The organism is Anaerotaenia torta (assembly GCF_050433395.1).
In the GTDB taxonomy this organism is placed as follows: Bacteria; Bacillota; Clostridia; order Lachnospirales; family Lachnospiraceae; genus Mobilitalea; species Mobilitalea torta.
Window position 1 is genome coordinate 1 of sequence record NZ_JBNPXH010000008.1, and the last position, 13,454, is coordinate 13,454.

Annotated in this window: 16 protein-coding genes; all 16 read left to right on the forward strand. The window is 52.6% G+C overall.

What is annotated here, in order from left to right; all coding sequences use genetic code 11:
- The first annotated feature begins 97 nt into the window (after positions 1–97).
- The gene (locus HNQ56_RS13580) at positions 98–256 is read left to right on the forward strand and encodes a hypothetical protein (RefSeq protein WP_429147069.1); all 159 of its coding nucleotides are present in this window, start codon (positions 98–100) and stop codon (positions 254–256) included.
- Positions 257–367: 111 nt separating this feature from the next.
- Complete coding sequence (locus tag HNQ56_RS13585; protein WP_429147072.1) at positions 368–1,237, forward strand: tocopherol cyclase family protein; 870 nt, start codon at positions 368–370, stop codon at positions 1,235–1,237.
- A gap of 91 nt (positions 1,238–1,328) precedes the next feature.
- Positions 1,329–2,273, forward strand: coding sequence for an NTP transferase domain-containing protein (locus tag HNQ56_RS13590; protein WP_429147074.1), 945 nt, complete (start codon positions 1,329–1,331; stop codon positions 2,271–2,273).
- Between the two features lie 187 nt (positions 2,274–2,460).
- Positions 2,461–3,483 carry a selenide, water dikinase SelD gene (gene selD, locus HNQ56_RS13595; protein WP_429147077.1) on the forward strand — a complete coding sequence of 341 codons (1,023 nt, stop codon included), beginning with the start codon at positions 2,461–2,463 and terminating at the stop codon, positions 3,481–3,483.
- 47 nt (positions 3,484–3,530) lie between these two features.
- Positions 3,531–4,145 (forward strand): sulfurtransferase-like selenium metabolism protein YedF, encoded by a 615-nt coding sequence (yedF, locus tag HNQ56_RS13600; RefSeq protein ID WP_429147079.1) that lies wholly within the window; start codon positions 3,531–3,533, stop codon positions 4,143–4,145.
- Positions 4,146–4,170: 25 nt separating this feature from the next.
- Positions 4,171–4,980 (forward strand): selenium-dependent molybdenum cofactor biosynthesis protein YqeB, encoded by an 810-nt coding sequence (gene yqeB / locus HNQ56_RS13605; RefSeq protein WP_429147082.1) that lies wholly within the window; start codon positions 4,171–4,173, stop codon positions 4,978–4,980.
- Positions 4,977–6,134: an aminotransferase class V-fold PLP-dependent enzyme gene (locus tag HNQ56_RS13610; protein WP_429147085.1), complete on the forward strand. Its 1,158-nt coding sequence runs from the start codon at positions 4,977–4,979 to the stop codon at positions 6,132–6,134. The genes yqeB and HNQ56_RS13610 overlap by 4 nt, the downstream gene beginning before the upstream one ends.
- Positions 6,131–6,367, forward strand: a complete 237-nt coding sequence (locus HNQ56_RS13615; RefSeq protein ID WP_429147088.1) for a putative Se/S carrier protein — start codon at positions 6,131–6,133, stop codon at positions 6,365–6,367. Before HNQ56_RS13610 ends, HNQ56_RS13615 begins: the two co-directional genes overlap by 4 nt.
- Positions 6,364–7,119: a selenium cofactor biosynthesis protein YqeC gene (yqeC, locus tag HNQ56_RS13620; RefSeq protein WP_429147091.1), complete on the forward strand. Its 756-nt coding sequence runs from the start codon at positions 6,364–6,366 to the stop codon at positions 7,117–7,119. The genes HNQ56_RS13615 and yqeC overlap by 4 nt, the downstream gene beginning before the upstream one ends.
- Before the next feature lie 42 nt (positions 7,120–7,161).
- Entirely contained in the window at positions 7,162–8,181 is a 1,020-nt protein-coding gene (locus HNQ56_RS13625; RefSeq protein WP_429147094.1) for a molybdopterin-binding protein, read from the forward strand.
- Between the two features lie 14 nt (positions 8,182–8,195).
- Entirely contained in the window at positions 8,196–9,107 is a 912-nt protein-coding gene (gene moaC, locus HNQ56_RS13630; protein WP_429147097.1) for a cyclic pyranopterin monophosphate synthase MoaC, read from the forward strand.
- Entirely contained in the window at positions 9,088–9,588 is a 501-nt protein-coding gene (locus HNQ56_RS13635) for a MogA/MoaB family molybdenum cofactor biosynthesis protein (protein WP_429147695.1), read from the forward strand. Before moaC ends, HNQ56_RS13635 begins: the two co-directional genes overlap by 20 nt.
- On the forward strand, positions 9,566–10,630 hold the full coding sequence (moaA, locus tag HNQ56_RS13640) for a GTP 3',8-cyclase MoaA (RefSeq protein ID WP_429147098.1): 1,065 nt from the start codon (positions 9,566–9,568) through the stop codon (positions 10,628–10,630). The genes HNQ56_RS13635 and moaA overlap by 23 nt, the downstream gene beginning before the upstream one ends.
- A 67-nt stretch (positions 10,631–10,697) precedes the next feature.
- On the forward strand, positions 10,698–11,531 hold the full coding sequence (gene modA / locus HNQ56_RS13645; protein ID WP_429147101.1) for a molybdate ABC transporter substrate-binding protein: 834 nt from the start codon (positions 10,698–10,700) through the stop codon (positions 11,529–11,531).
- A gap of 146 nt (positions 11,532–11,677) precedes the next feature.
- Positions 11,678–12,382 (forward strand): molybdate ABC transporter permease subunit, encoded by a 705-nt coding sequence (locus tag HNQ56_RS13650; protein ID WP_429147104.1) that lies wholly within the window; start codon positions 11,678–11,680, stop codon positions 12,380–12,382.
- Between the two features lie 6 nt (positions 12,383–12,388).
- Entirely contained in the window at positions 12,389–13,441 is a 1,053-nt protein-coding gene (locus HNQ56_RS13655; protein WP_429147107.1) for a sulfate/molybdate ABC transporter ATP-binding protein, read from the forward strand.
- Positions 13,442–13,454: the final 13 nt, after the last annotated feature.

The window sequence follows — 13,454 nt, forward strand, 5'->3', positions numbered from 1 at the left end:
AAATATCAGTAAAGATTTCCATTGCCTTTTAATTATTAGATAACAGAAACTGCGCCACAGCCTTGGCAGGCCATCGCGCAGCGATTTTGTTCAATCCTTGTTTACCGGCTATCATTCCTTTTCCTCGAAGATATCACAAAAGGCGGCCAGCATCGGAAATGCGGCGAAGGCCACCAGCGGCACTTATACCAGCAGCGGCGCCTATTCCAGGACAGCTGTGAAGAAGGAATCCAGCAAAGTAGATACAGAAGCGTAATAGATCCGCATATTTTCATAAGAATGGTTCATCCTATTCCTGGAAGTGTTATGAGCCGGGCCGCATGCTTATGGCCGTGCACCTCACTTAAGTCCAGGGAGGTATTCTTTGATGAAGCAGAAAAAGAAATGCAGTTATTTTGAAGGCTGGTATTTTAAAAACCAGCGGGGGACGGATGTGATTTCCCTGATTCCGGCCCGCCATATTGATGAGGAAGGGGTTCCCTCCGCCTCCATCCAGGTTATCACACCGGAGAAGGCTTATCAGGTATTCTATCCCTATGAGGAGTTTGCCGTTTCTTCCAGGAAGCTGGCCGTACGTGTGGGAAAGAGTATATTTACAACAAGGGGAATCCTGCTGAATATTCAAACAGAGGGGTTATCGGTGACGGGACAGTTAAAGTACCGTGCCATAACCCCTTTAAGATACCATATTATGGGGCCCTTTTGCCTGGTGCCGCGGATGCAGTGCCGTCACAGCATTTACAGTCTGACACACAGAATCGAAGGACATATTACGGTCAATGGGATTCCCAAAAGCTTTGATTTTGGACAGGGCTATATCGAGGGGGACCGGGGAAACGGCTTTCCGGAGGACTATTTCTGGACACAATGCAGCTGGTGGCAGATTACACATAATTGTATTATGTTAGCAGTGGCTAAAATACCGCTGGGCCCCGCTTCCTTTACCGGCTGTATCGGGGTGGTATATTACCAGAGGACGGAGTACCGTTTTGCCACCTATCTGGGCGTGAAGATAAAAAAGGTCGGCCCGGACGAGCTGTGGGTACAGCAGGGGGAGTACAGTCTGTGGGTAAAGGTGCTGGATCTGCGGGAGCATTCCCTTCTTGCGCCGGTGCAGGGAAGGATGAAGCGCACCGTCTATGAAAGTGTAGCCGCCAGGATACGGTACCGCTTTACGAAGGGGGACAGGATCCTCTTTGATTTTGTCGGAAACGGGTGTTTTGAACGGGGGCTGTAATCAGAAGAGTACTTGACTTTTTCCCTCTGCCGATATAAAAATATACCTAGGGATATACTGGAAGGTCTATATCACGCGGAGGGGAAACGGGATGTTGGATAACGCAGACAGAACGGCCGGCATTATATCGGCTGCGAAAAAGATAATCCGGAAGGAACAGACGAGCTCTTTGCTGCAGATTGGTTCGATTTCTGCAATTAAGAGAATTGTGCTGACCTTTCAGGTTGCGGGAATTGATCCGGTCGTTATCATTACGGGCTTTGATTCCGAGGAGATAGAACGCGAGCTCTGTGATTACGGGGTGATATTTCTCCATAAGGAGCATTATGAGCAATCCCAGCTGTTCCACCTGGCGAAAATAGGATTGGAATATCTGCGGGATAAATGTGACAAGGTGATGTTTACTCCTGTTGATATCCCCCTGTTCAGTCCGGATACTTTAAAGAAGATGATGGCCTGCAGCGCAAAGGCGGTATCTCCTGTCTATCAGCACAGGATAGGGCATCCTACATTGGTTTCCTCCGATATTATTCCCCTGCTGCTGGACTATGAGGGAGAGGGAGGGATGCCTGGAGCCCTGGCGGAGGCGGGGGTGCGGAGACAATTCCTTGAGGTGGAGGATGCGGGTATTATTGAGGATTTTGATCCTCTGGAACACAAATCGGAGTTGATCCGGAAGCATAATACGGATATCTTCCATCCCTATGTAAGGCTTAGCCTGGAGAAGGAAAGCCTGTTTTTTGATGCTAAGACGAAGCTGCTGCTGACCTTGATTCATGAGACAAGCTCTGTAAAGAGTGCCTGTAAGGCCATGGCGCTCTCCTACAGCAAGGCCTGGCATATGCTGAATGCGTTGGAGGAAGCGGTGCAGTATAAGGTGATCACAAGGCAGCAGGGCGGAAACCGGGGAGGCAAGACCTGCCTGACAAGGGAAGGGGGAAAGCTTCTTCGTGATTTTGAATTGTTTGAGCAGCGGGTGAAGAACTTTACCCAGGAAGAATTTGCACGGATTTTCTTGACCCGGGACGGAGCTTAGCATCGGCAGACCATCCAAGCGAGTTGTTTTTCCAAACAATTTGCATCCGGGGACATTTAAATTTAAAATAGAGATAACTGATATTCGTACCCAATAAAGATAATAGAGACTTCCTGGAATAGTCCGACGCATGTTCCAGGATTTTTCATACAGGTGCAAGACAGCTTACGGAGAGGAAGTGAGGCTTATGTCAGAGGAAATCATATTTTGCAGGGGCGGGGGGTGTACTGCCAAGCTGGGGCCGGGAATACTGGCTTCCGTCCTTGGAAAGCTGCCAAGAGGAACGGATCCCAATCTTCTGGTGGGGTTTGACAGCTCCGATGATGCGGCGGTATACCGGCTGACGGAGGATCTTGCGATTGTCCAGACTCTGGATTTCTTTCCTCCCATGGTGGAGGACCCTTATACCTTCGGTCAGATTGCGGCAGCCAATGCTCTTTCGGATATCTACGCCATGGGCGGGGAGGTCAAGACAGCCTTAAATATTGTATGCTTTCCGGAGGAAATGGATTTGAACATCCTGGGAAGAATTATGCAGGGCGGCAGTGAGAAGGTGTTGGAAGCGGGAGGGGTATTATCCGGCGGACATTCCATTGCGGATTCAGAGGTTAAGTACGGCCTTTCGGTAACCGGCATCATTCACCCGGACCGGATATATAAGAATAATACCTGCCGGGAGGGGGATGCGCTGGTGCTGACCAAGCCCCTCGGGGTAGGAATTGTATGCAGTGCCCAGCGCATGAAGCAATGCAGTGAGGCTGCCTATGAGCTGGCGGTGCGCTCCATGACGACCTTGAATAAATACGCCGCGGAGCTGGCACGTCAATACGAGGTGCATGCCTGCACCGATGTTACAGGCTTCGGCTTCCTGGGGCATTTGAATGAGATGCTGGGGGAAGAATTAGGAGCTGTTATTGACACTATGCAGCTTCCGTATATACGCGAGGCGCTCCGGTATGCTAAGGAGTTTTATATCACGGCAGCGGCACAGAGGAACCGGAATCATGCAGGCGGACGGCTTCAGTTTCAGGGGGTTCCCTTTGCGATGGAGGAATTGTTGTTTGATCCTCAGACCTCCGGGGGACTGCTGATCAGCCTTTCGCGGGAGGCAGCCGGTCAGCTGGTCCTGCAGCTGGAGGAGTTGGGGTTGCCCTGCGGTATCGTTGGTACAGTTACCGGAAAGAATGGGAATAAGATCATAGTCCGATAGCGGGCTGTTTGAGAATTTAAAATATAGAATAGATAGGAGACGGTTGAATGAAAATAAATTTAGACTTTCAAGGAAAAGCGTGTCCGCTTCCGGTGGTAGAGACCAAGAAGGCTCTGGCCGGTTTAAAGAAGGAGGACGTGCTGGAAGTATTAGTGGATAATGCCATTGCAGTGCAAAACCTCAGCAAGCTGGCGGAGCAGAAGAAGCTTGCGGTTGAAACAGAGCAAAAGGAGGACCGTCTGTATCTGGTTACGCTTACCGTAACGGAGGCGGCGGATCTGGGAGAGGAAGCAGCCAGCCCCTATATGTGCCCGGATATGGCAGCAGGGAACCTGGTGGTTGTATTTTCCTCGGATAAAATGGGAGAGGGAGAGGAGAAGCTGGGCCGCATTCTTATGAAGGGTTTTATCTATGCGCTGACCGAATTGGAAAAACTGCCTCAGACCATTCTTTTCTATAACAGCGGAGTAAAGCTGGCGGTGGAAGGCTCCGAATCCCTTGGGGATCTGAAGCTTCTGGAGGAGCAGGGAGTGGAGATACTGGCCTGCGGAACCTGCCTGAATCATTATCAGCTTGCCGAGAAGCTGGGGGTCGGAACCGTTACGAATATGTACGCCATTGCCCAGAAGCTTACCGAGGCAGGAAAGGTGATAAAGCCGTAACAGACGGAAGGAGAACGGGTATTTCATGTCAGATAAAAAGCTGATTATAGTAAGAGGTGCCGGAGATATTGCAACCGGAACGATACAGAAGCTCCACCGGGCAGGCTTTTCGGTGATTGCCACAGAGTCGGAGCGGCCGTCGGCGATTCGAAGGCAGGTATCGCTGTGCGAAGCGGTGTATGAGGGCAGCCAGACGGTGGAAGATATCACCGCGGTGCGTGCGGACACCCTGGAAGAAGCCTGGGATATCCTGAGTCAGGGTAAGGTGGCGGTAATGGTGGATCCATCCTGTGCCCTGCTGGAGAAGGTTCGCCCGCTGGCATTGGTTGACGGGATTCTGGCAAAGAGGAATATCGGCACCACCAGAGCCATGGCGCCCGTCACCATTGCCCTGGGCCCCGGATTTGCCGCGGGTCAGGATGTGGACGTGGTGATTGAGACCATGCGCGGGCATAATCTGGGAAGACTTTTGTTTCAGGGAAGTGCCATGCCGAATACAGGAATTCCCGGGATAATCGGAGGCTTCGGGAGGGAGAGGGTGATCTATTCCCCCTGTGCCGGAACAATGGTCTGCCAAAGAAAGATCGGTGACACAGTCAGAAAGGGAGAGACCATCGCAAGGATCGATGGGCAGCCGGTGCCGGCTTCCATCGACGGAATGATCCGGGGTCTTCTGCGGGACGGCTTTGAGGTACCCGCCGGCTTTAAGATAGCGGATATTGATCCGCGGGAAAGTGAAAGAGAGAACAGCTTTACCATATCGGACAAGGCAAGATGCATCGGAGGAGGGGTATTGGAGGCGGTTCTTATCCTGGGAAGAGGGAGCAGATTATGATCTATCTGGATAATGCGGCAACCTCCTATCATAAACCGAAGGCTGTGGCGGAAGCGGTATACCGTTCCCTGATGGGAGCCGGTAACAGCGGAAGAGGAGCACATGAGGCATCCCTGGAGGCGGGAAGAATTGTTTTTAAGACAAGGAAGGCTCTCGCGTCCATGTTTCATGCGGGAGGATTGCCGGAGGGAGATCCGTCGAGAGTGGTGTTCACCTCGAATGCGACAGAGAGCTTGAATATAGCAATACAGGGCATCTTGGGGCCGGGGGATCATTGCATTACCACGGCCATGGAACATAATAGCGTGCTGAGGCCGCTGTATCTGATGGAAAAGCGTGGAGCGGAAATCACCGTACTGCCCCTGGATGAAAAGGGAAGACTGGAGCCGGGGCAAATGGAGGCAGCTGTCAGGAAGAATACGAAGGCGGTGATACTGACCCATGCATCCAATGTGACAGGAAATGGGAATGATATTCAAGGCATCCGCGAACTTTGTGCCAGGCATCATTTACAGCTTATTCTGGATGCCTCCCAGACGGCCGGATTATTGCCCATTGATATGCAGCTGCTGGGGATTTCGGCGCTCTGCTGCTCCGGTCACAAGGGGCTGATGGGCCCCCAGGGAACCGGGGTGCTGGTTCTGGGCGAGGATTGCAATCCGGCTCCGCTGAAGGTGGGCGGAACGGGAAGGGACAGCTTCTCCCGAGGAATGCCGCAGCAGCTTCCCGAAGCGCTGGAGGCGGGAACCGGAAATCTCCACGGAATAACAGGATTATTGGCGGCCTGTGAGTATATTGAAGAATACGGTATTACTAATATTTATAACAAGGCCAGGGAGCTGGCGGAGCACTTTGTGGATGGTGTGAAGCGGCTTCCGGGAGTTCGCCTCTATGGAGATTATGAAGCGGCTCTTCGGGTGCCCGTGGTCTCGCTGAACATAGGGGAGACTGCGTCGGGAGAGATTGCCGATGAACTCTTCCAGCGGTTTCAGATTGCTACCAGGGCGGGCGCCCATTGTGCGCCGCTGCTGCATGAGGCAATGGGAACCAGGGAGCAGGGCATGGTACGCTTTAGCTTTTCCCATTGGAATACCTTGGAGGAGGTTCAGGAAGCCATTGCTGCCGTGAGAATTCTGGAGGAAGAATATCGATGAGACCAAAAGAGCTGCAATGTGTTGTTACCTTCCGGACCACCACCGAGGCCATGCAATTGGAAGAGACGGCCAGGGAGGCAGGCTTTGGCGGGCGGCTGATCCCCGTCCCCAGGGAGATAAGCGCCGGCTGCGGGCTTGCCTGGAAGGAAGCGATGGCTTCAAGAATGGCTTTGGAGGCGTTGATGGCAGAAAAGAAGCTGGGTTATGACAGCATCTATGAAATAGTAATATGATAAAGGCGGGTGGTACGGCGGTTATGAGAGTCTGGTATCAGAATAACAGGGAGTGGGCCGAAGCGGACAGCCTGCTGAAAGTCTTAAGGCCGGTCTGGCCTGACAGGGGATGCGTGGCCGTGGTTGGCGCAGGAGGAAAGACCTCTGTAATCTTCCGGCTGGCAAAAGAGCTGGAGGCTCTTGGAAAGCGCGTCGTCATTACCACCACCACCCATATGTTCCGGGAGCCGGGAGCCCTGGCGGCCTCCGCGGAGGAAGTCCGGAGGCTGATGGAGCAGAACTCCGTTGTAATGGCAGGAAGGCCTGCCGGGGAGGGGAAGATAACCGGCCCGGAGGCGGAAGAATTGGAACGGATGGCAGAACTGGCGGATTTTGTGCTGGTGGAAGCGGATGGCTCCAAACGTCTGCCGCTGAAGCTTCCGGCGGACCATGAGCCGGTGATACCGGAGAGGACGGAGCTTCTTCTGGTACTGGCCGGACTTCGGGGTATTGGCAGACCGCTGTCCGAATGCTGCCATAGGGCGGAGCTGGTCAGAGAGCTGCTGCAGGCGGCGCCGGACCACAGAATAGAGCCGGAGGACATCCGCAGGATGCTGGAGCAGGGTTACCTTAAGAAGCACTTCCTCCCGGGAGGAATTCCGAGAGTCGTTATATTAAATCAAGCGGATGAGGAAGGGCTTAAAAACCAGGCTGTAAGCATTGCCGAAGGCCTGTGCCCTTATTCCTGCATTATTACACAATTACATGAATAGAGCCCGGAGGGGTGCTGCTGTAAAAAGCGATGGAGGTTATGAATGGAGAAAGTCAGAGTACAGGATGCAATTGGAATGGTGCTATGCCATGATTTAACAGAGATCATCCCCGGAGAACGCAAGGGCGTGGCGTTTCGCAAGGGGCATGTTATTGAAGAAAAGGACATCGAGAAGCTGCTTGACATCGGGAAAAAGCATATTTATGTCTGGAACCTGGAACAGGGCTTTGTCCATGAGAACGATGCGGCGGCACGGATGATCAAAGCGGCTTGCGGTGCGGGACTGGTCTTCTCCGAGGTCAAGGAGGGCAAGATTGAGTTCCGTTCCAAGCATCGGGGAATTGTGAAGATTAACCGGGAAGCTCTCTACCGGATCAATGCCCTGGGTGATATCTGCTTTGCCACCATCCACGGCGATAAGCAGACAGAGGAAGGGAAGCTGATCGGCGGCTGCCGTGTCATCCCGTTGGTAGTGGAGGAAGAGAGGCTGCAGGCCTTTGAGGAAATCTGCCGCCAGGAAGGCCCCATTGTGGAGGTCCGGTCTTACCCTGTTACCAAAATCGGCATCGTAACCACCGGTTCTGAGGTCAAGGAAGGCAGAATTACGGATAAATTCGGGCCGGTTCTAAAAGATAAGGCGAAGGAGACAAATTCCCAGGTGCTGGGTCAGATCTTCACCGGGGATGAGAAGGAAGAGATTGTGAAGGCCATTGAATATTTCCTGGAGCAGGGGGCGGACTTGATTGAAGTAACCGGCGGAATGAGCGTGGATCCGGATGATATGACCCCTTCCGCCATCAAAAGCCTGGGCGGTGAGCTTGTCACCTACGGTGCGCCCGTGCTTCCTGGCGCGATGTTCCTGCTTTCTTACGTGAAGGGTGTCCCGGTTGTAGGGCTTCCCGGCTGTGTTATGTATGCCAGAAGATCCATCTTTGATCTGGTGGTTCCCCGGCTTCTGACAGGTGAACGCCTTACAAGAGAGGATTTTATTGCCCTTGCCCATGGAGGCCAGTGTGTGAACTGTGAGGTATGCACCTATCCGAATTGCGGCTTCGGCGCTTAAAAGGAGGTGTTCGGATGAAAGAATTAACCCATTTTGACCAGAGGGGAAATGCGGTCATGGTAGATGTGTCGGAGAAGGACAGCACCCAGAGGACGGCCGTTGCCAAGGGCACGATCCGGGTGAGCCGGGAGGTGTTTACGGCAATCAAGGAGGGAACCTCAAAGAAGGGGGATGTTCTGGGAGTCGCGCGGGTGGCCGGAATTATGGCGGCAAAGAAGACCTGGGAGCTGATTCCCATGTGCCATGTCCTTACCCTTGAGAAATGCAGTGTGGACTTTGAACTGAAGGAAGAGGTTCTGGAGGTGGAGGCTGCCTGCCTGGTAAAGACCACCGGCAAGACGGGAGTGGAGATGGAGGCTCTCACCGGGGTGAATATCGCTCTTCTGACGATTTATGATATGTGTAAGGCCATCGATAAGACCATGGTAATCGGCGAGGTCTATCTCTACCGGAAAACGGGAGGAAAGAGCGGGGATGTTATGAACAACAAAGGCAGCAGGGGAATTGTAAGAGCGGTGTGCATCAGTGAAGCCAGGGGCACGCAGAAGAAGAATGTGAAGGAGGCCAGGTTCCTTGCCGGGCATGGCATCGAAGGGGATGCCCATGCGGGGAACTGGCACAGACAGGTAAGCCTGCTATCCTATGAGAAGATAGAGGAGTTCAATGCCAGAGGGGCGGAGGTAGAGGACGGCGCCTTTGGAGAGAATCTGGTGGTGGAGGGCTTTGATTTTGCTGCCCTGCCCGTAGGAACCCGGCTGCAATGCGGTCAGGTCCTTCTGGAGATCACCCAGATCGGGAAGGAATGTCATAATCACTGCCAGATTTATGAGAAAATGGGCGAATGCATTATGCCGAAGCAGGGCATCTTTGCAAGGGTACTGCAGGGAGGCACCATAGGGATTGGAGATGAAATGCGGATTGTATAGAGTAGGAATTATAACGGCGAGTGATAAGGGAAGCATCGGCGAGCGTGCGGATGCCAGCGGTGAGAGGATTAAAGCCATCGTCACCGAGCACGGCTATGAAGCGGCGTATTACCGGATACTTCCCGATGATATGGAATTGCTGCAGGAGGCGATAAAGGAGCTTTGTGATGAGAACAGGGTGGATCTGATTCTGACCACAGGCGGAACGGGCTTCTCCCAGCGGGATGTGACGCCAGAGGCGACAACCGCTGTTGTAGAGCGCATGGTACCGGGGATTCCGGAGGCGATGCGGGCTTATTCCATGACCATAACAAAGCGTGCCATGCTGAGCCGGGGAGTCGCAGGCATCCGGAAGAGGACGCTGATTGTGAATCTGCCGGGAAGCCCCAAAGCAGTGGAGGAAAGCCTGACCTATATTATAGGGGAGCTGAAGCATGGCTTGGAAATCCTAAAGGGCGATGCGGGCGAATGTGCCCGCTGACGGGTGGGAAAGTGATTATCCTGAGAAGACGGGAAGGCCCTTAGGCAGAGGAAAAGAGGTGAAGGCGATGCAGGATGGCATGAAACGAAATATCGATTATATCCGAATCTCTCTGACAGATCATTGCAATCTGAGATGTTATTACTGTATGCCGGAGGCTCAGAAGTGTTTTCTGAAGGAAGAAGAGCTTATGACCCGGGAGGAAATTGCTGCCATCATGAGAGTTATGGCCAGAAACGGGATTAAGAAGATCAAGCTTACGGGAGGAGAACCTTTGATGAGAAGGGATCTGGCCGATATTGTCCGCCGGCTCCGCTCCATGGAGGGGATTGAACAAATCACACTCACGACCAACGGCGTCCTTTTGAAGGACAGGATGAAAGAGCTGGCGGAGGCGGGAATTACCTCCATCAATATCAGCCTGGATACCAGGGATTCCGGGAAATACAGGGAGATTACAAAACGGGATTGCTATAGTCAGGTAATGGAAGGGATAGAGGAGGCTCTCCTCTATCCGGAGATACCGCTTAAAATAAATTGTGTGCCCATTGACAGCAGCCGGGAGAACATTATTTCCATGGCGGAGCTGGCAAGGGAGCGCAGGCTCTCCGTACGGTTCATCGAGCTGATGCCCATCGGGAGCGGTTCCGATTATAACCCTTGCAATGAGGAGTATATAAAAGGGCTTCTGGAGGAGGTCTATGGGAGCATGTCGCCCCTACGCCGGACCATGGGTAATGGCCCGGCCAGGTACTATGAGCTGCCGGGCTTTCAAGGGAAGATTGGCTTTATCAGCGCCATTTCCCACAAGTTCTGCGGCAGCTGCAACCGAATCCGGCTGACCTCGGAAGGAATATTAAAGACCTGTCTTCAGTATGAGGGAAGGTTAAATCTCAAAGACCTGCTGCGTCAGGGAATATCGGAGGAAGAGCTGGAACGGATCATACAGGAGGAAATCCTGTGTAAACCGGCGGAGCATCATTTTCATCAGGAGAAGACAGACCGAGATGAGAAGCGGTCCATAGGCAGTATTGGCGGGTAGCAAGCAGAGGGGCAAATGGTTCCGCTGTCTACAATAAATAAAAAAATAAAGGGAGGGTTTTAAAATCATGAAAAGAAAAGTTATTGCTTTACTATTAGTGGCAGCAGTAAGTGTCAGTATGCTGGGCGGCTGCAGTTCAAAGGGAGAGAAGGTACAGATCCAGGTGTTTATCGCTGCCAGCCTCAAAACGGTTATGACGGAGATTGCTGCGGAATACAACAAGGAGCATCCCAACACGGAGATCATATTTAATGCAGATAGCTCAGGAAAGTTATTAACCCAGATTCAGGAAGGCTTTGCGTGTGATATCTTTTTTTCCGCGGCACAGAAGCAGATGGATGAGCTGGAGAAGGGCGGACAGGTGATCGAAGGAACCAGAAAGAACGTGTTGAATAACCAGCTGGTGGTAATTACACGCAAGGACAGCGGTACAGCGGTAACCGGACTCGGCGATCTGGAGAAGGCGAAGAGCATTGCTCTGGCAGACGGCAGCGTACCGGCAGGCAAATACACCAGACAGGCGCTGATTGCCCTTGGAATTCTGGGAGCCAGCGACGACTCTTCCAAGATTACCACCCAGGAAGTATCGGATGCTCTGGGCGGTGTGGAAATCAGTGAGGAAGGTAATGTAAGTAAGGTATTAACCGCTGTGGTAGAGGGTGCCAGCGAGGTAGGCACCACCTATTACTCCGACACCTTTGGCTTCGAGGATCAGCTGACCATTCTGGAGACAGTGAGCTATGACCTCACAGGCAATATCATTTATCCGGTATGCAGAGTTACCAATAAGGAAGCAAGCAAGGCTCAGACCAAAGCTGCGGATGATTTCTACCAGTTCATCATATCCGATAAGGCAAAGACGATATTGGATAAATATTATTTTGACACAAATATACAGTAAGAGAGGATAGAGGCCTGCAGGCTTTTGCAGGCGAAGTTTGAAAGAAAACCGCTTTCAAACTCTTTATTGAAGCAGTATCACAAGCAAAGCTTGTGGTATGCACGGGGCGAGGAATGAAAAAAGAATGAAGACAGGAGGGGAATGGGATGGAGGATTTGCTTCGGCTGTTTCAAAGGCTGGATTGGCGCCCTTTGATCATATCTTTGAAGACAGGAGCGGTTGCCACGGTGATCTCCTTCTTCCTGGGCATCTATGCGGCCAGAAAGGTGCTGCATGCGGGGCCCAGAATGAAGGCTGTCGCGGATGGCTTTCTGACCCTTACCATGGTTCTTCCTCCGACGGTAGTGGGCTTTTATCTGCTGCTGCTGTTCAGCCTCAGAAGACCTCTGGGCTCTTTTTTGTATAATACCCTGGATATCAAGGTGATTCAGAGCTGGCTGGGCTGTATTGTTGCGGCGACGGTAATTGCATTTCCGCTGATGTACCGGAATGCCAGGGCCGCCTTTGAGCAGGTGGATGTGAATCTGGTGTATGCGGCAAGAACCCTGGGTATGCCGGATATTATGATCTTCTGGAAGGTGGTTGTGCCGGCGGCAGGTCCCGGAATTGCTTCCGGAACCATTCTGACCTTTGCGAGAGCCATGGGAGAGTACGGAGCGACGTCCATGCTGGCCGGAAATATTCCGGGGAAGACGGCTACCATCTCCCAGAGAATCGCCATGGTAATCCAGGATGGGGACTATACAACAGCAGGCTTCTGGGTAATAGTTATCAGCGTCATTTCCTTTGTTATCATATGGGCGATGAATCTGCTGGCGGCAATGGGTATGAAAAATATAAAGCGGTGGTAGGAAGAGATGGCGTTAGAGGTTGCAATTAAGAAAAAGCTCAATGGGTTTACCCTTGAGGTGGAATTTGATAATGAGAATCAGAGGCTGGGAATCCTGGGAGCCTCCGGCTCCGGCAAGAGCATGACCCTGAAATGCATTGCGGGAATTGAACGCCCTGACGAAGGGCGTGTTGTGCTGAATCAAAGGGTGCTTTTTGACGCCGCACATAAGATCAACCTGTCCCCGCAGAAGCGTAAGGTGGGGTATCTGTTCCAGAATTACGCCCTTTTTCCCACGATGACCGTAGAAGAGAACATCGGGATTGCAATTAAGGCCTCCAAAGAGGAGAAGCGGCAGATCATTTCCGAAAAGATAGCCCAGTACCGGCTAGACGGCTTAAGGAAGCGCTATCCCTCGGAGCTGTCCGGCGGCCAGCAGCAGAGGGTTGCACTGGCCAGAATGCTGGTGAGCGATCCGGACATTATTATGCTGGATGAACCATTTTCCGCTTTGGACAGCTACTTAAGGGATATTTTACAGCAGCAGCTGCTGGAAAGCCTTGCGGATTACCATGGAGATGTTCTGATGGTCACCCACAACCGGGATGAGGTGTATCGTTTCTCGGAGAGGCTTCTGGTGATCAGCCAGGGCAGGGCGGTGGTCGCCGGGAATACGGAGGAGGTTTTTCGCCGGCCTGTCAAGGCGGAGGCGGCAAGACTTACCGGCTGCAAGAATCTGTCTCCCGCACGGCGTATTGACAGCCACACCCTGGAGGCGGTATACTGGGGAGTGCGGTTATGTCTGCGGCAGGAGATACGGCCGGAAACGGCTTATGTCGGAATCCGCGCCCACGATTTTATTCCCCGGTGGGACAAGCCGGAGGAGAACTATATCCCGTTTCAGCTGGCGGGACGAGGCTCCCTGCCCTTTGAGGAGCAGTTTTTTCTGAAGCAGGCAGCGGAGGACGCCGAAGAACCGCTGTGTTTTATCGTGCCTAAGAATCAGATGGAGGAGCTGGAGCAAAAGGGTATGCCGGGATATCTCTATCTGCCGGAGGATAAGCTTTTGCTTTTGGAATAAAGAGAAAGGACAG